Raw genomic sequence first — 19044 nt, 5'->3', positions numbered from 1 at the left:
GTTGTTTTATCGTTGTACTCTACCGTTTGCATTACCCCCTGCCAAACTCTCTACTTCTGCAACAGAGACTATATTAAAGTCACCGGGAATCGTATGTTTCAAAGCAGAGGCAGCCACCGCAAACTCCAAAGCATCAGCTTGGTTGTCGTAAGTTAACAGTCCATGAATGAGTCCACCAGAGAAACTATCGCCTCCACCAACGCGGTCTATGATAGGCAAAATGTCGTAACGCTTACTCTGATAGAATTCTTTACCATTGTAGATGAGCGCTTTCCAACCATTATGAGAAGCAGAGATAGATTCCCTTAACGTGCTGACAACATACTTAAAACCAAATTGTTCCATCATGGCTTTGAAGATATTGTAATATCCCTCAGCATCTGTTTTGCCCCCTTCCACATCGGCATTAGGCTTAAATCCAAGGCATAATTGAGCATCTTCCTCATTACCTATGCACACATCGACATACTGCATAAGAGGCTTCATGATGCTTTGCGCCTTTTCAGGTGTCCATAGTTTCTTTCTAAAATTCAAATCACAGCTCACGGTTACACCATGTCTTTGTGCGGCTTCACAAGCCAACTTAGTGAGTTCAGCAGCCTTATCGCTGATAGCCGGAGTTATTCCACTCCAATGGAACCACTGTGCATCCTGCATTATCACATCAAAGTCGAAGTCTGAAAGTTCAGCCTCGGCCATGCTACTTCCGGCTCTGTCGTATATCACTTTCGACGGTCTCATGCTCGCACCACTTTCCAAATAATAGATTCCAAGCCTATTACCACCACGTGCCACATACGATGTATTGACTCCAAAACGCCGTAAAGCGTTAACAGCACACTGCCCTATCTCGTGAACAGGAACCTTGGAAACGAAGTAAGCTTCATCTCCATAATTGGCACAACTCACTGCTACATTGGCTTCACCACCTCCATAAACTACGTCAAAGGAATCACTTTGTACAAATCTTTTTTGTCCGGGAGAAGACAGGCGAAGCATAATCTCGCCCATTGTTACTACTTTTGCCATTACAATTAATTTATTGTTTGTCAGATATTGATTATCTTTTCGGCAAATATAAACAATATTTTGCAAAGCAGAAAAACTAAAAGCACAAAATTAAAATTCATTGTGTAGGCACACACCTTTTTCTTTTTAAGCGCGTAAAATTCAAAAAAAATATGTAAGTTTGCAAAGTATAATATGTATAAAAGCATACGGTGAGGGAATCATCCTTTTGTCGTTATGTTCTTGCAAACTATCTATTAGAATTTCAATGACTGAAAGAATCAGAATCAAAGACATTGCGAAAAGAGCAGGAGTCTCCGTTGGAACTGTAGACCGTATCCTACATAACCGCCCCAATGTGTCGGCAGAAGCACGTAGAAAGGTAGAGAAAGCATTGGCAGAAATGAATTATCAGCCCAATATGTATGCTAGCGCATTGGCCTATAACAAGTCGTATACATTCTATCTCATCCTACCCAAGCACGACTCGGAAGCCTATTGGGAAGAGATTGAAGAAGGGGCAAAGAAAGCAACAGAAGCTCGTAGAGATTTTCATATCGAAATCCAAATTCTCTTCTACGACCGATTTGATGACGAGTCTTTCAACAATACATGTGCGACTTGTCTGGAAGCCGCTCCCGATGGTGTAGTTGTAGTACCGGTATTATTAGAAATCACACGCAGATTTACGGATAAACTGCACGATCAGAACATCCCTTTCATCATGCTAGACTCTTATATGCCCGATTTAAGACCACTGTCTTTCCTCGGTCAAGACTCGTTTGCTAGTGGATACTTTGCAGCCAAGATGCTGATGTTGATAGCTTCACAAGAGTCGGAAATCATGTTGATGAAGCAGATGAAGAATGGTATCGTGGTCAGTAAACAGCAAAATAACCGCGAAGTTGGACTTAGACATTACATGAATGACCATTTCCCTGAGATTAAGATTATCGAAGTTAATCTGCCTCAAGATGGCTCTAAGAGAGAATACGACCATATTCTTGAGCAATTCTTTTCGACACATCCACACCTGCATCACTGTATTACACTGAACTCTAAAGCACATCTTGTCGGTGATTTCCTACTCCGTACAAATCGCCGGGACGTTCAGATTATGGGCTATGATATGGTAGAGAAGAATGCTCAATGCCTCAGACAAGGTAGCATATCTTTCTTGATTGCACAACATGCATTCCAACAAGGCTACGGTTGTATAGAGACTTTGTTCAAAGCTATCGTATTGAAAAAGAAAGTAGAACCGGTCAACTACATGCCGATAGAGCTTCTCACGAAAGAGAATGTAGAATTCTACCGTCGCACACAATTATAAATCGTTTTAGCAGGATATAAAATATTGAAAACCAAGAGAGGGTTGTTGGCACTCACGCCACTTGCTGTATTACTCACATTCATTGTGATATTCACTATATATTCTGTTAGCAAGACAGACCAAGAGGGCAACCTTTCGCTAACAGTAGCTTTTCTTGTGGCCAGCGTATATGCCATTGCCATACCCGGAACATCATCTCTTAACAAAAAGATAGAGATTTATAGCCGAGGAGCGGGAAGTAGCAATCTACTGCTAATGCTATGGATTTACATCTTGGCAGGGGCTTTTGCGTCTTCCGCCAAAAGCATGGGAAGCATCGACGCAACAGTAAATTTTGCCATGAGTGTGCTACCGGCGAGTCTCCTTTTGCCCGGTCTCTTTCTGGCAGCATGCTTCATCTCTATCTCAATAGGGACAAGTGTAGGAACCATCGTAGCCCTGACACCTATCGCAGTAGGCATCGCCCATTCCACAAACTTCAATATTCCATTGGTAACAGCGATTATTGTGGGAGGCGCATACTTTGGAGACAATCTTTCATTCATATCAGATACCACTGTCGTTGCCACACAAACACAAGGCTGTAAGATGAGCGATAAGTTCAAAGTAAATGCTCGTATTGTAGCTCCTGCAGCCATATTGGTACTGATAGCATACGCTACCATCGGCACGGATGTACAATTGCCATCCCAACTTCCACCTGTGGAATACGTAAAAGTAGTTCCTTACCTCGTGGTTTTGATAACTGCTATTTTGGGAATGAACGTCATGGCGGTGCTGACTATCGGACTTCTGCTTTGTGGAATCATTGGTATTATCAATGGGAATTACAATATTTTCCAATGGTTTGGTACGATGGGAACCGGTATACTAGGCATGGGAGAACTCATTATCATAGCCATGATGGCTGGAGGAATGTTGGAAATCGTACGAGAGAATGGAGGTATAGACTTCATCATACAAAAAATGACAGCTCATATTAACGGTAAACGAGGTGCCGAACTTACCATCGCCGCACTGGTATCATTCGTCAATATCTGTACAGCAAACAACACCGTGGCTATCTTGACAGTTGGTAATATCTCTAAAAAGATAGGAGATAAATATGGTGTAGACAATAGAAAGGCAGCTAGTATACTGGATACATTCTCTTGTTGTGTGCAAGGTGTCATACCATACGGCATACAAATGCTGTTGGCTGCGGGCCTTGCCGACATCAATCCGATAGATATTATCCCTTGTCTATATTACCCTATGGCGATTGGAGTATTTGCTTTACTGGCCATCCTACTTAGACTTCCAAAACAATATTCTTAAAACGATTCAAGTATGGACATCATCAAACGAAACCTATTTGCAGAGTTAAGAATACAACACTTTGCCTCCGACGAAAAGCCGGAGCCAATGTCTCGATTCAAACAAAAAAGATTAGAGGGATTATTGGCGAATATTGACTATAACAACAAAGGGAAAGCAACACTTAGTACTCCTATTCTCAACAGACGCTTGAAACATATTCAAGAGGCGGAACGACATGCCATAGACACTTCTATGGAAACACTCGACCTCTTAAATATTATTGTTTCCAACATCAATGCAACCATAAACAGCGGTATTTCTATCAAAGGAATCATTCTATTGGGACAATATTTGCGCACCAAAGGCGATAAGGTAGATTTCATAAAACTAGAACAATGGCTTCGGAAATTGCACATCAGCCGAATAGCTCAGTTGCAAGGAAGTATCCTTATACAGTTCTTTGGCTTTGAAATAGATGAGATTCCATTTGTCGAATTCCTAGAAAAAGACTCTTTCAGGCTCATGAATAGGACGGTAACTCACACAGAATCCGACCAAAAAGAAGAATGGCACTTTAGACAAGATAAAACTGGATTCGTGCATAACAACCCTACCTTATTGCGCAAAAACCTGAGAAGAAGCATTCGCTATGTCAAGTTTGCACCCATAGAGACCATTAGTAACTTCATAGGAAACTTTGCACGATCGCTTTCAGAGATAGAAGAATAAGCAAAATATATTTAATTTTCTTTGTCATTACTGCCTTTTACCGTATTTTTGCAAATATGAATCAATTTCTAAAGAAAGCTATATATATCCTTTTCGGGCTCTTATTCTCTATCCAATTACAAGCTCAGGACTATTATATACAATGTGAAGACACTTGTTCACATATCCATGGTATTGACCTAAGTCACTATCAAGGCGATGTATTTTGGGAGACAATAGGAGACAACACCAAGATGGCATACGTGTATTTGAAAGCTACCGAGGGGGGAGACAGGATTGATGCTAAGTACGAACGCAACATTGAGTTGGCACATAAATACGGACTTAAAGTAGGCTCCTACCATTTCTTCCGCCCTAAAACAAATCTCACGGCACAGTTACAAAACTTCATGACACAGTGTAGACCAGCCGACCAAGACCTCATTCCAATGATTGATATTGAGACAAAAAGTGGTCTTTCTACTGACGAATTTTGCGATTCACTCTTCAAATTCATTGACATGGTAGAAGCTGCATACCATCAAAAGCCACTAATATACACTTTCACAAACTTCTACGACAACTATCTACTGGGCAAACTCGACAACTACGAGTTAATGATAGCCCAATATACACAGAGAGAACCGGTCTTGAAAGACAACAGAGACTTCATTATGTGGCAATATACCGGTAAAGGTAGAATCAATGGTATCAATGGATACGTAGACAAAAGTCGCATGATGGGCAATCACAGTCTAAGAGAAATCAGATTCAGACACAGATAAATCATTTACTATGACACCAACAGAAAACAATCAAAAAAGCGGTAAACGCACTTCATTCATCCTTGGTTTCGTCATTGCCATATTCGCTTGTGGTATCTTTTTCTACTTTTATACCAACACATCCGGCAATAAAGAGAAGGAAGCATACGAATACGCGATGAAGAGTACAGACCCTAACGTACTGCAGAGTTACCTTGATAGCTATGCCGACGCACCGGAGGAGCATCGCGATAGCATCCAAGCCCACTTATCTATGTTAAGGTCTATTGATAAAGACTGGACCAATGCGGTGGTCAGCAACTCCAAATCCATGCTGGAAGATTACCTAGCTGCTCACCCGAATTCGCCCCATAAGCAAGAAACTCTCAGCAAGATTGACTCCATAGATTGGCAAACGGTGTCGACAGCCAACAGTATCGACGCTTACAATTCATACATGGAAGACCATCCAAGTGGTGCATTCTTCGAGCAAGCCAAGGATGCCATCAAGACCATCAAGGCCAAAACTGTTCAACCGGAAGAGCTACAAATGATTAGCACAAGTTTCCGTAACTTCTTCCATGCCATTGAAACAAGGAACGAAGATGCTCTACTAAGCACAGTCAATAACATCCTTACCTCATTCTTAGGCAAGCAAGATGCCATCAAAAGCGATGTTATTACTTTCATGCATAAGATATATAAGGACGACATGACGAGTATGCAATGGATTCTCAACAATAATTATAAGATTTCAAAGAAAGAAGTTGGGCTAGACGAATACGAATATACCGTCACTTTCTCTGCCATACAAAGTACTGAATATACTGATGCTAGCAAGAATACGAAGACCAAATACAGATTCAATGCGAAGACTGGTCCCGACGGAAAGATAACAGAACTCAATATGTCGAGAATCATTGAGTAAACGAAAATAAAAAAGCATACCTAATTGGTATGCTTTTTTGTCGGGGCGACAGGATTCGAACCTGCGACCACCTGGTCCCAAACCAGGCGCGCTACCGGGCTGCGCTACACCCCGTTGCAATGTTTAGAAACCGTAATTTCTGAATTGCGAGTGCAAAGGTAACAACATTTTCTAATACTACCAAATTTTATCTTCACTTTTTCCAGACCTTTTTTATTTATCTATCTGTTGACAATTATGAGTCGACAGCTTATTATCAATAACTACAATATAAAGGTATAATTTGGCACTATGCAGGAAATTGACTAATTTTGTCACTCATTTACAACCATAACAACAGATTGAAGAGAATGAAAGAAATCAAGAAAATCGTACTTACAGGTGGCCCATGCGCCGGTAAAACCACAGCTTTAGTCAAGGTGATAGAGCACTTTTCCAGCCTAGGCTTTAAAGTTTTTACTATTCCTGAAGTCCCTACTCTCTTCAGTCAATCAGGTATGGACTATCTCACCTCAAACCCTCAACTGTTCTACGAAGGTGAAAAAGCCACCTTAGAAGTACAATTAGAGCTTGAAAACAAGTTCATTCGCATGGCCGAAACATGTACAGAACCCGTTGTCATCATTTGTGATCGTGGCGTAATGGACATCTCTGCTTACATGAAATCTGAGATGTGGGATAAGATTATTGGCGATATTGGCGTCACAACAGCACAATTGCGCGATGCTCGATACGACGCCGTACTCCACCTAGTCTCGGCTGCCGACGGTGCAGAAAACTATTACACCAATAGCAACAACAAGCATCGAAGCGAGGGATTGGAGTTAGCTCGGCAACTTGATAAGAAAGTTATCGAAGCTTGGACAGGCCATCCGCACTTGCGCGTCATCAACAATCACGAGAATTTCGATAACAAACTCTATCGCGTACTCAAAGAAATCTCAAGTGTACTTGGACTTCCCCAGCCTATTGTTGAGGAACGGAAATATATCGTAGAATGTATTGCCGACATCCCCGGAAGCATTGAGAGCGAGATAACACAAACCTACTTAGTGGCCGACCCCGGCTGCGAAGTAAGACTTCGCCAGCGTAGTTGGAATGGTAAAAATGTAAATGTACACACCACTAAGAAGAGGCTTTCCGAAACAGAACAACTAGAGACAGAGCGTCAAATCAGCAATAACCTTTATGCATCGATGCTACAACAGGCCGATCCTTACCGACAAACGATTCGTAAAATGCGCAAGAGTTTCATTTGGAAAGGACAATATTTTGAACTCGACACGTATCTCAGCCCCATTGAAAACCTTGTGATACTTGAGACAAAAGGGGTAGAAAAGCAAGAAGACGTGAAGTTTCCACCTTTTATTAAAGTCATCAAAGACATCACCGGCAATGCCGATTACTATAATTACAACCTTGCTTTACGACGCTGACAATTGCCTCAAAGCCCATATAAAGCCCTTGGCGGTTCGCTCAACCGACTGTTGGAAATGATTACCGGGATTCCATTCCAAGATTGATGACATCCCCACTTGCTGTTGACATAATTCATATTGTCGCCTAATGCATTCTCCAACCAAAACCATCTGTTGGTTGCGAGTATGTTCTTCGCGATCCCCCAAACTTAAATAGACAGCCTTTACATGCTGCGGATGATGCTCTGCAAACTCCAACCAACGCGGAAACCATACCGACGGAGAAGCTGCTACAACTGCTTGAAACATATTTGACTGGCAGCCAACCCATAAGGCAAATAGCCCCGCCAAGGAGTAACCACCTATTATACATATAGGTGACTTCGCCACAACACGCTTATCTCGCAATGCAGGAATCATCTGTTTTATAATAACTTGCAACGTATCGGCTGCACCATCACCAAACGCTTGTTTCCCAAATACAGGCGGAGTCGACCACGGTGACAACTCTTCCAACCATTGTTCGATGGGATATGCGACAAGCAGAAATGATTCATCAACCGCTCCCGCAATCATAGCCACTTCCTCATCAAGCACTTCTAGATTGTGCTCATCAACCGGTTGGATCAGCACATAATTTGCATCTACATTTCCATACATACGGCAATTACGCTTATTTATCAAGATTTCCGTTTTCTCCATCTCCTCTTTCTTTGGCTAAAATCACCTTTAAAGTTATTCATTTTCCTGTACCAACCCACCATAAACGGTACTTTTTTATATTTTTCCCATCTCTCATACCCACCACACCTCATAATTTAACTATCTTTGCACTCATATGTTAAAGATGTATTCATATTCCAATCATTACAAGTCGTTACTCACTTTAGGGTTTCCCATCATTGTCGGGCAAATCGGAACCATTATTCTCGGTACTGCCGATACACTGATGATAGGACATCATAGCACGCAAGAACTGGCGGCAGCAGCCTTTGTCAACAATCTGTTTGTATTAGTCCTCATCTTCTCCATGGGCTTTTCTTATGGTTTCACCCCTATTGTAGGCTCGCTGTTTGGACAAGGAAAAAGCCGAAGAATTGGCGAATTTCTAAAGAACAGTCTCCTTGCCAACAGCCTGTTAGCCATCATTGTTATGGGCTTACTAGGCTTTCTATATCTCAATATACACCATTTAGGGCAGCCCAAAGAGTTACTTCCGCTTATGCGTCCCTATTTCATCATCAATCTAGTTTCCATACCTTCTGTTGCATGGTTCAACACATTCAAGCAATTATCCGATGGTACTGGCGACACGAAGACACCCATGTGGATACTGTTAGGTGGCAATCTCTTAAACATCCTAGGCAACTATATTCTGATATATGGCAAGATGGGGCTGCCGGAATTAGGACTGCTAGGTGCCGGAATCGCTACTATGGTCTCTCGCATAATCATGGCCATTGCATACTTCTACATATTTTTCTTCACCAACAGACATCAGGAAATACGCCGAGGCTATCATGAAGGTAATCTCAATCGCAAAGATTTCGTCCACCTCAACAAACTAGGATGGCCATTGGCATTTCAGATGGGAATGGAAACTGCAGCTTTCAGTCTCAGCTCTATTATGGTAGGATGGATTGGAACCACTGCTCTTGCAGCCCATCAAGTCATTTTAACCATTTCACAATACTTTTATATGGTTTACTATGGCATGGCTGCTGCTGTCGCCGTAAGAACCAGTCACTTCCATGGACAGCACGATTATAAGAATATCCAATGCACAGCTACAGCCGGCTTTCATCTTGTTCTCGCGATAGCAGTAATGATCTCTATCCCCGTATTGGCATTTCGTAGCTCTATCGGTGGTTGCTTTACCGACAACCTAGAGGTGACAACGCTTGTATCAGAAGTCATCATCGTACTCTTCATCTATCAGTTTGGCGATGGCATGCAATGTAACTACGCCAATGCTTTACGTGGAATGGCAGATGTAAAGCCACTAACCATCGTTGCCTTTATAGCCTACTTTGTCATATCCCTACCCACCGGTTACTTCTTAGGCATACGCTATCAATACGGCCTGCTGGGTATTTGGGCTGCCTTCCCCATTGGCCTGACCACTGCAGGAATCCTATATTATTATTTTTTCAAGCGTCGATTAAACTCCTACACCAATCACTCTGTCCACTCATAATCCCCTCACTCTTCACTCATACCGCATCGTTTTTCACTCCTAACTCACCACTTCTCACTCCTAACTCATCATTCTCCACTTACTGCCAAGCCTCGGCAAGAGTGCTGTCTTGCCTTTTCAGCAATGCTGCAAAAGCTTGGCAGCCATACTGTTAAGCTCTTGCAACAAGGTCAAGAAATAGACAATTATGTTAAAAAAAAGACTTTTGTGGGTCTAAAATTTGCTTTTATCAAATGAAAAACCTACATTTGCGGTATTAGTTTTCATGATTTCGACCATTTTATCGAAATCTATTTTTGAGGTTGGTAGCATCCTGCACCAACCTCTTTTTTATATCATAAATTTGGTAAATTGGTAAAATCATCTTAACTTTGCATATAATTAACAGTTCTAAGACAATAGTTTTATAAGTTTATCAGCCTATCGATACACATTTACTTGAAACAATTAACTTTTAAGAAATGAACAATCTCCAAGAGATGACCGATGAGGAATTGGCTCTCCGTTATATAGACGGAGACAATAGGGCTTTTGATTTATTATTGTCACGCAACCAATCCAAACTCTTCTCCTACATACTTTTCGTTGTCAGAGACCGCGAAGTTGCTGACGACATATTCCAAGAAACTTTCGTTAAAGTTATCTGCAAACTCAAACAACGTAAGTATACGACAAGTGGGAAATTCTCTGCTTGGCTTACGCGTATAGCCCATAATGTTATCATGGACTGGTATAGAGCCCAAAAAACGGAAAAGATAGTTGAGCCGACACAAGATAACGACCTTTCAAACCTGCATGTACAGCAAACTATCACAAGCAATATAGAAAACTATTACGTCTATCAACAGACACTCAACGACGTAAAGCAGATGATGAATCTACTCCCAGCCCCACAGCGCGAGGTGGTATTCATGCGCTATTACCAAGAATTATCGTTCAAAGAAATTGCCGAGCTTACCAATGTAAGTATCAATACTTCGTTGGGAAGAATGCGCTACGCTCTGCTCAATATGCGCAGAATGGCTAAAGAACACAACGTAGCGCTGGTGATTGATTAAATTTTCTTCAATTCTTTTAGAGAATGGATGGTGGTTATAGGGTCCCTTGACTTAAACACATAGCTACCACTTACAAGTGCATCTACTCCAGCTTCTACGAGCCGGGGAGCCGTTTCCCCCTGCACCCCTCCATCGACTTCAATGAGCGCATGACTACCTGTACGCTGTATCAACTCGCGAAGTCGAGCCACTTTATCAATTGTATTTTCTATAAATTTCTGTCCACCAAATCCGGGATTCACACTCATCAACAATACCAAGTCCAAATCCTTGATAACATCTTCCAACACCCAAACTGGTGTAGAGGGATTTAAACTTACTCCCGCTTTCATTCCTGCTGCATGAATTTGTTGAATAGCACGATGCAGATGGGTGCATGCTTCATAATGGATTGTCATATATTCGGCACCGCATTTAGCAGTCTGCTCTATATAGCGTTCGGGGTTCACAATCATCAAATGCACGTCCAACGGCTTATTACAAGCTTTACTTACAGCTTCCAAAACAGGAAAACCAAATGATATGTTCGGCACAAACACACCGTCCATCACATCCATATGCAACCAGTCGGCATCACTTTTATTAATCATTTCCACATCGCTCTTCAAGTCAATGAAATTGGCCGACAACAACGAAGGAGATACAATAGTCTTCATTCTTTAAATAGATGGGATTAATTAAAACAACATACAGTTTCTTTACCATTCACATTGGCAACACGATAATGATAGGCTATCTGCCTAATAATATGCAAGGTCTGCTCTGACGGTTTCAATTCTTCTTGGGTAAAAATTTTCATAGGCAATGTTTATTGGTTTTATTATTTAAACGACGTGGACTTGTCTTTATTACATCAGAAACCGAATATTTTCACAGTCGAAGAAAAATGTGTAACTTCGCGCCCATATTCAATAAAGAAAAGAAGCTACTCTATCATGATATATCCCACTAGTTTTGAGGAAAAAATAGGATTTCGGGAAATCCGAGAACTGCTAAAAACGCATTGCCTATCGACACTGGGTAAAGAAGAAATAGACAAGATAACCTTCACTGACGAACCCGATACCATCAACGAGTGGATGAAGCAAATCAGAGAATTCCGTCGTATATTGGAATCACAGGAAGATTTCCCATTGGAATATTTCTTCGATATGCGTGCTGCCATAGCTCGCATCAGACTCGAAAACACCCACTTGGAAGAGGAAGAACTTTTCGATTTAAGACGTTCAATAGACACTATCGGACGCATTGTGAAGTTTCTTTCACGTGGTGTAGAGGAAGATGACGAAGCCAGTGATTATACTGCCACGCCCGGAGAACGTGGAGAATACCCGTCTCTCTACACATTGGCCGACGGTGTTGCCACCTTTCCGCTGCTCATACAGCGTATAGACCAAATTCTAGATAAATTTGGTCGTCTACGCGATAACGCCTCTCCCACTCTTCTCAACATACGTCGCGAATTGAAACGAACAGAAGGTTCTATCTCGCGTACCTTATATAATATATTACGTATGGCACAAAGCGAAGGAGTCGTAGACAAAGATGTGACTCCCACTTTGCGCGATGGACGCCTCGTAATACCTGTTGCCCCGACCCTGAAACGCAAAATTAAAGGTATCATACATGATGAGTCGGCAACGGGACGAACAGTCTATATAGAGCCCACCGAAGTGGTAGAAGCCAACAACAGAATACGAGAACTAGAAAGCGATGAACGACATGAGGTCATTCGCATATTGACAGAAGTCACTAAGAAGATTCGTCCACATGTACACGAGTTGCTCGACGCCTATCATTTCTTGGGACTGGTAGACTTAATACGGGCTAAGGCGGAGACTGCAAAACAGATGCTTGCTTTCGAGCCTACAGTAGAGTCAAAACCAGTAATCGATTGGATACAAGCCATTCATCCACTCTTACGGATTACCCTAGAGAAACAACAGAAGCGTGTAGTACCCTTAGACATTACGCTGACTAAAGAAAAGCGTATCCTCATTATATCCGGTCCCAATGCTGGAGGAAAAAGTGTCTGCTTGAAGACTGTAGGATTATTACAATATATGCTGCAATGCGGACTGAGCATCCCGATTGGCGACCGTTCGCAAGCAGGTGTATTTGAAGACATCATGATTGACATCGGAGACGAACAGAGCATGGAAAACGACCTAAGTACATACTCCAGTCACCTGATGAACATGAAGAATATGATGAAGCAAGCCAATGATCGAACAATTATATTGATTGATGAATTTGGCTCAGGAACGGAGCCACAGATTGGTGGAGCTATTGCTGAAAGTGTACTCAACAATCTTGCCGACAAAGGAACTTGGGGCGTTATCACCACTCACTATCAGAATCTAAAGCATTTCGCAGACAATCATGACTGCGCCGCAAATGGTGCAATGCTCTATGACCGACATGAAATGAAAGCGCTTTTCCAATTGGCTATCGGCCGACCGGGAAGTTCCTTTGCTATCGAGATAGCACGAAAGACCGGTTTACCCGAAGCCGTTATCAATGAAGCATCAGAGATTGTGGGGAACGATTACATTCAAAGCGACAAATATCTACAAGACATTGTACGCGACAAACGATATTGGGAAGGCAAAAGACAGACTGCCCGACTCCGTGAGAAAGACATGGAAAAGACTATAGCCCGATACGAAGACAGCATCAACGAGATTGAGCAACAGCGCAAAGAAATACTTAGAAAGGCAAAAGCGCAAGCAGAAGAACTCATCAAAGAGAGTAATAAGCGTATTGAGAATACAATTCGAGAGATTCGAGAAAAACAAGCTGAGAAAGAAGAAACCAAACGTATTCGACAAGAACTGAAGAAATTTGAGGAAAGCATCAGCGATATTGACACAAAAGCTAACGACGATCTCATCGCTCGTAAGATTGAACAGATTAAACAACGCAAAGAGAGAAAAGCTCAACGCAAGAAAGACAAGGCCCACCAAGAGGCACATGCGGTTGAGGTTTTGCGCAATGCTACAGACAAACGTACACCTAGCACCCATAACAAACCGCTTGTTGTGGGTGATACCGTACGCATCAAGGGACTAAAAACGATTGGTACGATTGAAACTATAGAGGGCAACTCATGTACCGCAATATTCGGTGGCATGCGTTCAAAGTTGAAACTTGATCGATTAGAAGCAGTACAAGACCTTCCGGAAACCAACTTGACAAAGAGCAATAAAACCATTGAGAAAATCTCTACAGGAGTAAATAAGCAGACACGCGACACCATTGATGACCACCGACAAAACTTCCATCAAGACTTAGATGTGAGAGGTATGCGAGGCGACGAAGCACTGAATGCCGTGCAATATTTTATTGATGACGCTATTCTTGTGGGCATGAGCCGAGTCAGAATACTCCACGGGAAAGGTAATGGAATCCTCCGCCAACTCATCAGACAATATCTCGCGACTATCCCTAACGTCATTAGATATGCCGACGAACACGTACAATTCGGTGGTGCAGGAATCACCGTCGTGGACATGTAAGTTATAAATATATGTTAATAAAAGCAGAATTCCAAGCTGCTTTCTTCCTTTTATTATTCAAATTATGTACCTTTGCACCCGCTTTATAAGCAAAACATGGGCAAGTCTCATACGGCCAGCTCCCTTTGAATCCCCCAGGGTGGGAACGCAGCAAGGGTATTAGGTTGTAGCGGCGCGATATGAACAGCTTGCCCACCTGCCTCTTTAGCTCAGTTGGCCAGAGCACGTGATTTGTAATCTCGGGGTCGTTGGTTCGAATCCGACAAGAGGCTCAAGAAGGAATAGAACGTACATTCATTGTAGCTCTGTTCCTTTTACATTTTCAAGCAGACCTCTAGCTCCCGTCTAAAAAAACACAATTTTTCTCAACTTATGGCATATTATGCGGGAATTTGCGTATTTTTGCAACTAAATACAAACGCATTTTTCTGTTAATGATAAACATTCGTTCCATCTTACAAATGCAAGCTTTCGCCCGATTAGACGGTGTCTATTTGGCCATTTTATGGATTGTAAGTTTCCTAAGCACGATCTATTTACCTGAAATAGGAATTGGTGGGTTCCTTGTTTTGTTCACTCCGTTCTTCGTAGGGTGGCGATTGACAAAATTTAGAGACTACGCTTTAGATGGCATCATTCCTCTTGGACGTGCTATACTATATTGTATGGATGTGTTCTTCTGCGGTGCTTTCATCTTTTCAGCATTCCAATTTTTCTATCTAAGCCTTGTAGATGATGGGCAGTTCACCTCGATGTTGACATCAACGGCCATATTAATGGACACCATAACCGGCTCAAAAGGGCACGAATATACTAAAGCCATAAGCTTCTATACTCAAATGTCGCCTCTGTCGTTGACCTCCATCTTCATGATAGATGAAATCATTTTAGGTTTCATCGTTACGCCTGTAATTGCCCTTTTCTGCTTCAGACGAACTAAAAAGAACATTATAAAACACTAAATATGGATATATCAGTAGTTGTACCTCTTTATAATGAGGATGAATCTTTACCCGAATTGCACGCTTGGATTCAGCGTGTGATGAAGGCCAACAACTTTACTTACGAGATAATCTTTATCAATGACGGTTCTACAGACAACTCGTGGAACGTCATAGAGGAACTTAGTACGAAAGATAATAACGTCAAAGGAATCAAGTTCCGTCGCAATTATGGAAAGAGTCCGGCACTCTTTTGCGGATTCCAAGAGGCACAAGGAGACGTTGTTATCACCATGGATGCCGATTTACAAGACTCTCCCGACGAGATTCCTGAGCTATATCGAATGATTACAGTAGATGGTTACGACCTCGTTTCCGGATACAAACAGAAGCGTTACGACCCACTATCAAAGACCATTCCTACCAAACTTTTCAATGCAACAGCACGAAAAATCAGTGGCATCCCTAATCTTCACGACTTCAATTGTGGCTTGAAAGCTTATCGTAAAGAGGTTGTAAAGAACATAGAAGTGTATGGAGAGATGCATCGATACATCCCTTATTTGGCCAAGAATGCAGGATTTGATAAAATTGGCGAGAAAGTTGTGCACCACCAAGCACGCAAATACGGCTCTACAAAGTTTGGTATCAATCGTTTCTTCAACGGCTATCTAGACTTGATAACCCTGTGGTTTCTCAGCAATTTCGGTAAAAAACCAATGCATGTATTTGGCCTTTTGGGTTCAATCATGTTCTTTATAGGCTTCATTGCGGTTCTCTTGATTGGAGCAGATAAGCTCTATGCCCTCTCTAACGGGATTCCCCAACGCCTGATTACAAGTTCCCCTTGGTTTTATATAGCATTGACCACCATGCTCATCGGCACCCAGTTGTTCCTTGCAGGATTCCTTGGTGACCTCATCAGCAGAAGCAATCCCGGTCGCAATGATTATCAAATAGAAAAGAAATTAAGATGCGAAGACTGATTCTACTCATCTTATCGGGTGTGCTGTTAGCTGCTTGTTCGAGTATCGAATGCCCCATGAACAGTCGAGTTTATACCACGTATAAGCTTCAAGGTACTGTGAAGAAACTGCAAGATTCGTTGACAGTATTTGCTAATTTGGGCAATGGCGTCGATTCAATCGTTCTCAATAGAGCTATTGAAGTGGATAGTTTTCAGTTACCAATGAGCTATGCCAACGACGCAGACACCTTTTATTTCTTATATGCCAATAAGAGCGGTAAGCTCGGAAGAGATACCATTGTTGTGGAAAAGACTAATCAACCACACTTTGAATCGGTAGATTGTAATGCAGTTGTCTTTCATACTATCAAGTCGGTACGCTTCACTACCCACATGATTGAGAATCTTTCTATTAACAATGCCAACGTAAACTACGATGCAACACCAAGCCATTTCAACATCACTTTCAAAGATCGCTATCAGTAGTCTTTTGTTCTTGGTGTGCATTCCGTCCTTTGCACAACAGTATAAAAAGAAAATTGTACCGGTCCAAGACACGATACCAACATTCCGCGGAGTGCAAGTTTCAACCGATTTAGTAGGTCCTGTGCAACTTGCCGTGAGCGATTATGGACAATACGAAGGTGCTGTTAAAGTGAATTTAAAAGATAAATACTTTCCGACAGTGGAACTTGGTTATGGTAAAGCCAATGCCGAGAATGCCTCAACCAAACTCACTTATAAAACAAATGCGCCTTATTTCAAAGCAGGTGTAGACTTCAATCTAATGAAAGATAAGCACGATATATACCGCATATATGGCGGTTTTCGCTATGCTTTCACGAATTTTAAATATAATGTAGCTAGTTCCGGACTTGTAGATCCGATTTGGAAAGGCAATACAAACATTTCTGCTACCGGTATCAGTGGTTCTTTTCATTGGCTCGAAGCACTCTTTGCTATTGATGCAAAAATATGGGGACCACTCCGATTAGGTTGGAGTTTCCGCTATCGTCGGCGCTTAATACACAACCATGGAGACATTGGTGCTCCGTGGTATGTACCGGGATACGGACGATATGGCAATGCCCGACTAGGTGGAACATTTAATGTCGCACTTGAATTCTAATCTTTTAACAATACGAAAAGATATGGAGACGAAAAAAAGAAAACAACTCGCTTGGCAATTACCATTCTTGATTGTACTGATTATCGGTACAATTTATATTATCAAGCAGCAACGTTCAATGCCTTATCAGCACAATACAGGCAATATCTTTGGTACTGTGTATAACATTACTTACCAAAGTGAAACCGACCTGAATCAGGAAATTGTTGCAGAACTGAATAAAGTAGATAACTCATTATCGACTTTTAACAAGTCTTCCATCATCACACGAATCAACAATAACCAGACCGTCAAGACCGACAGACTGTTCAATGAGGTTTTCAACATGGCCGAAGAGATTTCTCTACAGACCCATGGTGCCTTTGATATTACCGTGGCTCCACTTGTCAATCTATGGGGATTCGGTTTTAAACAAGGCAAGAATCCCAATAAGCAAAAGATTGATTCACTCTTAAATATCGTTGGATACAACAAGGTATCACTCAAGAACAATACTGTAACCAAGGCTGACCCGCGTGTTATGCTTGACTGTAGTGCCATCGCAAAAGGCTACGGAAGCGACTGTGTAGCAAGATTCTTGAAAAGCAGAGGTATCAAAAACTTCATGATAGAAATTGGTGGCGAGGTTGTAACATGTGGTATCAGCGAGAAGCGAATACCATGGAAGATTGGTGTAACCAAACCTACCGACGACTCATTGCAAATCAATCAAGAACTCCAAACCGTCTTGAACGTCACCGACAAAGCCATGGCTACCAGCGGAAACTACCGCAACTTCTATTACAAAGGTGGCAAGAAGTATGCTCATACCATTGATCCGCATACTGGGTATCCCGTCCAACACAGCCTCTTATCGGCTACTGTGCTTGCCAATACATGCGCCAAAGCCGACGCATATGCCACAGCTTTCATGGTATTGGGTATTGATGAAGCCAAGAAAGTGTTGAACCAGCACCCTGACCTCATGGCCTATTTCATCTATTCCGATAATAACAACCGCCTAGCAGTATGGTATTCGCCATCGCTTAAGAACAAGATTGTAAAATAGGAACCTCTATACAGATGCAAGAATATGATATTCATTTATATCACAAACTCGTTACTCTCCCACTATTCCAAGGCTTAAGTCGCTCCGAACTTGAAACGATTGTGGGAGAAACCAAGTTTGGTTTCCACAAATACGAGTCCGGACAACCCATTGTTGTTGCCGATTCGCCCTGCACACATCTTTATTTTCTACTGACAGGTAACCTGCTTGTCACGACTCAAGCCGACGATTACAGCTATCAAATCACAGAACACATCTCGGCTCCAGACATTCTTCAACCCGAACATCTTTTTGGTCTTACACAACGTTTCAGCAAAACCTTCACCGCCGAAACGAAATGTTACGTGATGAGTCTCGACAAAAACGAGATAATGAAATTATCAACTGAGTATGCCATCTTCCGTATGAGCCTACTCAACATCATCTCTACTAAGAGTCAGCGAATGCAACATGCCCCCTTAAGACACGTTCCAGAAAACCTCAAGGAGCGTATTGCTCGCTTCGTCACCGACCGCTGTCTACGCCCAGCAGGGCCAAAGACAATCAAAATAAAGATGCAACAACTGGCTGAAGAACTGAATGATAGTAGGTTAGACATATCCCGTGCACTCAACGAAATGCAAGACTTAGGCCAACTAACTCTTAAACGTGGTTATATCATCATTCCAGCTTTAGAGCATTTAGGTAAGCCTATCACATAAAATTCCAAAAATATTTAATTTGCAATG

At 42.0% G+C, this 19044-nt stretch carries 19 protein-coding genes and 2 tRNA genes; 16 read left to right on the top strand and 5 right to left on the bottom strand.

The window, feature by feature from the left end; translation table 11 throughout:
* Window positions 1–6: 6 nt before the first annotated feature.
* Window positions 7–1029, bottom strand: coding sequence for a sugar kinase (locus AC1EK4_RS03260; protein ID WP_036896484.1), 1023 nt, complete (start codon window positions 1027–1029; stop codon window positions 7–9).
* A gap of 247 nt (window positions 1030–1276) precedes the next feature.
* Between AC1EK4_RS03260 and AC1EK4_RS03255 the strand changes: the two genes are divergently transcribed.
* The 5 genes from AC1EK4_RS03255 to AC1EK4_RS03235 are packed head-to-tail and all read left to right on the top strand — an operon-like array spanning window position 1277 to window position 6040.
* Window positions 1277–2341, top strand: a complete 1065-nt coding sequence (locus AC1EK4_RS03255) for a LacI family DNA-binding transcriptional regulator (protein WP_036896486.1) — start codon at window positions 1277–1279, stop codon at window positions 2339–2341.
* A 24-nt stretch (window positions 2342–2365) separates the two neighbouring features.
* Window positions 2366–3658 carry a Na+/H+ antiporter NhaC family protein gene (locus AC1EK4_RS03250; protein WP_480356983.1) on the top strand — a complete coding sequence of 431 codons (1293 nt, stop codon included), beginning with the start codon at window positions 2366–2368 and terminating at the stop codon, window positions 3656–3658.
* 12 nt (window positions 3659–3670) lie between these two features.
* Complete coding sequence (locus tag AC1EK4_RS03245) at window positions 3671–4369, top strand: hypothetical protein (protein WP_480356980.1); 699 nt, start codon at window positions 3671–3673, stop codon at window positions 4367–4369.
* A gap of 56 nt (window positions 4370–4425) precedes the next feature.
* The gene (locus AC1EK4_RS03240) at window positions 4426–5133 is read left to right on the top strand and encodes a glycoside hydrolase family 25 protein (RefSeq protein WP_062434828.1); all 708 of its coding nucleotides are present in this window, start codon (window positions 4426–4428) and stop codon (window positions 5131–5133) included.
* 10 nt (window positions 5134–5143) lie between these two features.
* Window positions 5144–6040 (top strand): outer membrane protein assembly factor BamD, encoded by an 897-nt coding sequence (locus AC1EK4_RS03235; RefSeq protein WP_052052768.1) that lies wholly within the window; start codon window positions 5144–5146, stop codon window positions 6038–6040.
* A 40-nt stretch (window positions 6041–6080) separates the two neighbouring features.
* Here the strand turns inward: AC1EK4_RS03235 and AC1EK4_RS03230 are convergent.
* Window positions 6081–6154: transfer RNA gene (locus AC1EK4_RS03230), tRNA-Pro, on the bottom strand.
* A gap of 236 nt (window positions 6155–6390) precedes the next feature.
* Between AC1EK4_RS03230 and AC1EK4_RS03225 the strand changes: the two genes are divergently transcribed.
* Window positions 6391–7476, top strand: coding sequence for an AAA family ATPase (locus AC1EK4_RS03225; protein ID WP_036896489.1), 1086 nt, complete (start codon window positions 6391–6393; stop codon window positions 7474–7476).
* Here AC1EK4_RS03225 and AC1EK4_RS03220 read toward each other — a convergent pair.
* Window positions 7465–8160 carry an alpha/beta hydrolase-fold protein gene (locus tag AC1EK4_RS03220; protein ID WP_036896490.1) on the bottom strand — a complete coding sequence of 232 codons (696 nt, stop codon included), beginning with the start codon at window positions 8158–8160 and terminating at the stop codon, window positions 7465–7467. The genes AC1EK4_RS03225 and AC1EK4_RS03220 overlap by 12 nt on opposite strands.
* A 145-nt stretch (window positions 8161–8305) precedes the next feature.
* Between AC1EK4_RS03220 and AC1EK4_RS03215 the strand changes: the two genes are divergently transcribed.
* Complete coding sequence (locus tag AC1EK4_RS03215; protein ID WP_480356998.1) at window positions 8306–9655, top strand: MATE family efflux transporter; 1350 nt, start codon at window positions 8306–8308, stop codon at window positions 9653–9655.
* Window positions 9656–10116: 461 nt separating this feature from the next.
* Window positions 10117–10713, top strand: coding sequence for a sigma-70 family RNA polymerase sigma factor (locus tag AC1EK4_RS03210; protein WP_036896492.1), 597 nt, complete (start codon window positions 10117–10119; stop codon window positions 10711–10713).
* On the opposite strand, the gene rpe is transcribed toward AC1EK4_RS03210, so the two are convergent.
* Both rpe and AC1EK4_RS03200 read right to left on the bottom strand, forming a co-directional pair.
* A complete protein-coding gene (rpe, locus tag AC1EK4_RS03205; RefSeq protein WP_480356978.1) occupies window positions 10710–11369 on the bottom strand; it encodes a ribulose-phosphate 3-epimerase in 660 nt (219 codons plus the stop codon). The two genes, AC1EK4_RS03210 and rpe, sit on opposite strands and share 4 nt — an antisense overlap.
* Window positions 11370–11386: 17 nt before the next feature.
* Window positions 11387–11512 (bottom strand): hypothetical protein, encoded by a 126-nt coding sequence (locus tag AC1EK4_RS03200; RefSeq protein ID WP_255347956.1) that lies wholly within the window; start codon window positions 11510–11512, stop codon window positions 11387–11389.
* A 136-nt stretch (window positions 11513–11648) separates the two neighbouring features.
* On the opposite strand from AC1EK4_RS03200, the gene AC1EK4_RS03195 reads away from it, so the two are divergent.
* From AC1EK4_RS03195 to AC1EK4_RS03160, 8 genes are all read left to right on the top strand, one after another.
* Complete coding sequence (locus AC1EK4_RS03195) at window positions 11649–14231, top strand: endonuclease MutS2 (RefSeq protein ID WP_480356977.1); 2583 nt, start codon at window positions 11649–11651, stop codon at window positions 14229–14231.
* Between the two features lie 198 nt (window positions 14232–14429).
* A tRNA-Thr gene (locus AC1EK4_RS03190) sits at window positions 14430–14503 on the top strand.
* Window positions 14504–14665: 162 nt separating this feature from the next.
* Complete coding sequence (locus AC1EK4_RS03185; protein ID WP_036896495.1) at window positions 14666–15193, top strand: DUF4199 domain-containing protein; 528 nt, start codon at window positions 14666–14668, stop codon at window positions 15191–15193.
* Between the two features lie 2 nt (window positions 15194–15195).
* Window positions 15196–16158 (top strand): glycosyltransferase family 2 protein, encoded by a 963-nt coding sequence (locus AC1EK4_RS03180; RefSeq protein WP_036896497.1) that lies wholly within the window; start codon window positions 15196–15198, stop codon window positions 16156–16158.
* A complete protein-coding gene (locus tag AC1EK4_RS03175) occupies window positions 16146–16625 on the top strand; it encodes a DUF6452 family protein (RefSeq protein ID WP_036896498.1) in 480 nt (159 codons plus the stop codon). Before AC1EK4_RS03180 ends, AC1EK4_RS03175 begins: the two co-directional genes overlap by 13 nt.
* Window positions 16576–17268 (top strand): DUF6048 family protein, encoded by a 693-nt coding sequence (locus tag AC1EK4_RS03170; RefSeq protein ID WP_480356976.1) that lies wholly within the window; start codon window positions 16576–16578, stop codon window positions 17266–17268. Before AC1EK4_RS03175 ends, AC1EK4_RS03170 begins: the two co-directional genes overlap by 50 nt.
* A 22-nt stretch (window positions 17269–17290) precedes the next feature.
* Window positions 17291–18316 carry an FAD:protein FMN transferase gene (locus tag AC1EK4_RS03165; protein WP_480356975.1) on the top strand — a complete coding sequence of 342 codons (1026 nt, stop codon included), beginning with the start codon at window positions 17291–17293 and terminating at the stop codon, window positions 18314–18316.
* A 14-nt stretch (window positions 18317–18330) separates the two neighbouring features.
* Window positions 18331–19017, top strand: a complete 687-nt coding sequence (locus AC1EK4_RS03160; RefSeq protein WP_480356974.1) for a Crp/Fnr family transcriptional regulator — start codon at window positions 18331–18333, stop codon at window positions 19015–19017.
* Window positions 19018–19044 lie beyond the last annotated feature (27 nt).

The organism is Prevotella sp. C0026C3 (assembly GCF_056590795.1).
Note: the sequence above shows the minus strand (reverse complement) of the source record. Positions and strands in the feature narration are given on the sequence as shown.

Excerpts from the sequence above, each read along its gene's own strand:
- AC1EK4_RS03260 (WP_036896484.1), bottom strand. The coding sequence starts at position 1,029 with ATGGCAAAAGTAGTAACAATGGGCGAGATTATGCTTCGCCTGTCTTCT.
- AC1EK4_RS03255 (WP_036896486.1), top strand. The coding sequence starts at position 1,277 with ATGACTGAAAGAATCAGAATCAAAGACATTGCGAAAAGAGCAGGAGTC.
- AC1EK4_RS03245 (WP_480356980.1), top strand. The coding sequence starts at position 3,671 with ATGGACATCATCAAACGAAACCTATTTGCAGAGTTAAGAATACAACAC.
- AC1EK4_RS03240 (WP_062434828.1), top strand. The coding sequence starts at position 4,426 with ATGAATCAATTTCTAAAGAAAGCTATATATATCCTTTTCGGGCTCTTA.
- AC1EK4_RS03235 (WP_052052768.1), top strand. The coding sequence starts at position 5,144 with ATGACACCAACAGAAAACAATCAAAAAAGCGGTAAACGCACTTCATTC.
- AC1EK4_RS03225 (WP_036896489.1), top strand. The coding sequence starts at position 6,391 with ATGAAAGAAATCAAGAAAATCGTACTTACAGGTGGCCCATGCGCCGGT.
- AC1EK4_RS03220 (WP_036896490.1), bottom strand. The coding sequence starts at position 8,160 with ATGGAGAAAACGGAAATCTTGATAAATAAGCGTAATTGCCGTATGTAT.
- AC1EK4_RS03215 (WP_480356998.1), top strand. The coding sequence starts at position 8,306 with ATGTATTCATATTCCAATCATTACAAGTCGTTACTCACTTTAGGGTTT.
- AC1EK4_RS03210 (WP_036896492.1), top strand. The coding sequence starts at position 10,117 with ATGAACAATCTCCAAGAGATGACCGATGAGGAATTGGCTCTCCGTTAT.
- rpe (WP_480356978.1), bottom strand. The coding sequence starts at position 11,369 with ATGAAGACTATTGTATCTCCTTCGTTGTTGTCGGCCAATTTCATTGAC.
- AC1EK4_RS03200 (WP_255347956.1), bottom strand. The coding sequence starts at position 11,512 with ATGAAAATTTTTACCCAAGAAGAATTGAAACCGTCAGAGCAGACCTTG.
- AC1EK4_RS03195 (WP_480356977.1), top strand. The coding sequence starts at position 11,649 with ATGATATATCCCACTAGTTTTGAGGAAAAAATAGGATTTCGGGAAATC.
- AC1EK4_RS03185 (WP_036896495.1), top strand. The coding sequence starts at position 14,666 with ATGATAAACATTCGTTCCATCTTACAAATGCAAGCTTTCGCCCGATTA.
- AC1EK4_RS03180 (WP_036896497.1), top strand. The coding sequence starts at position 15,196 with ATGGATATATCAGTAGTTGTACCTCTTTATAATGAGGATGAATCTTTA.
- AC1EK4_RS03175 (WP_036896498.1), top strand. The coding sequence starts at position 16,146 with ATGCGAAGACTGATTCTACTCATCTTATCGGGTGTGCTGTTAGCTGCT.
- AC1EK4_RS03170 (WP_480356976.1), top strand. The coding sequence starts at position 16,576 with ATGCAACACCAAGCCATTTCAACATCACTTTCAAAGATCGCTATCAGT.
- AC1EK4_RS03165 (WP_480356975.1), top strand. The coding sequence starts at position 17,291 with ATGGAGACGAAAAAAAGAAAACAACTCGCTTGGCAATTACCATTCTTG.
- AC1EK4_RS03160 (WP_480356974.1), top strand. The coding sequence starts at position 18,331 with ATGCAAGAATATGATATTCATTTATATCACAAACTCGTTACTCTCCCA.